The sequence below is a fragment of the Actinoplanes campanulatus genome (assembly GCF_014647795.1).
GTDB lineage: Bacteria > Actinomycetota > Actinomycetes > Mycobacteriales > Micromonosporaceae > Actinoplanes > Actinoplanes campanulatus.
Genome location: NZ_BMPW01000077.1, coordinates 1 through 998, shown reverse-complemented (window position 1 = coordinate 998; position 998 = coordinate 1). Strand labels below are relative to the sequence as shown.

General features: G+C 68.8%; 1 protein-coding gene. It reads right to left on the bottom strand.

What is annotated here, in order from left to right:
• Positions 1 to 839, bottom strand: an 839-nt coding sequence (locus IEZ13_RS46115; RefSeq protein WP_229795828.1) for a relaxase/mobilization nuclease domain-containing protein, incomplete at its 3' end; no start/stop codon positions are given.
• Between the last annotated feature and the right edge of the window lie 159 nt (positions 840 to 998).

Here is a 998-nt window from a genome sequence, read left to right as displayed (position 1 = left end):
TTGCGCTTATCCCACAGCTCCGGGTCTGGTTCGCTCGCTTCGCGTCCGGGTGCGACCACGCGCCGGCCCCGCTTAGCGGCGTTCCATTCGTCCGCCGCTTCGCTCGCGCCGGTGACCGTATCGGGCCAGCCGTCGCGCAGCCTGGGCAGCGTGAGGTCGCGGCCCAAGTGGCCGCCGCCGTACCAGATCGGCCGCTCGCCGGCTTGCGGCCGCTCGGCCACTGAGTAGCCGGTGATGACGTCGGTTCGGCCGTCCGCATAGCGGGGCCGAACCAGCAGCCCAGACCGTCGCATGCGCCGCACGAACTCGGCTTCGCTGTCGCTCGCTGTCGAGGCCGCGCGCACCTTCAATGCCAGGAGGTAGCGCGGCTGATCGGTGCGCATCTCCGATGCGATCCGTGCCTGCCGGTCGTCGCCGGCCAACGCCTCCCAGGTCGGTGCGTCCGCGCCCAGCTTCGACCGGGTTCGCTCGTACTTTGCACGCGCGCGGGCACGTGCCTGAGCCTCACGCTCGGCGGGGTCGTAGCCGCGCGTCGACCGCTCGGCCTTGACCGATTCCAGCTCCTCTAGGCCGTACTTCGCTTCGAGGGCCCGGGCCGCCGACTGAGCACGGCGGAAGTCGTTGTGAATCGACGCCTTGGTACCGTCCTCGCGCACCAGATTGACGGCGATATGAATGTGATCGTTGCCGTTCTTCGAGACACCATGCCGGACCGCAACCCATCGGCACGGGGCCTTCGGGCTGTCCGGGTCGTCGAACTCCATCGCGCGCACGAAGTCGCCCGCGATCTTGCACCACTGATCGTCGGTCAGCATGCCCTCGTCGGCGCGCAGCGACAATGAGCAATGCCAGACGTGACCTCCATTCACCTCCGTGTCGTAGGCCGTCCAAGGGCGGTCCAGATGACGCGCGATCGACAGTGCCGAGTCGCGGTCCAGCTCGGCATCGTCGTGCCACGCCAGCAGCGCCGGATCACCACCGACCAGGTGCGGCTCGGT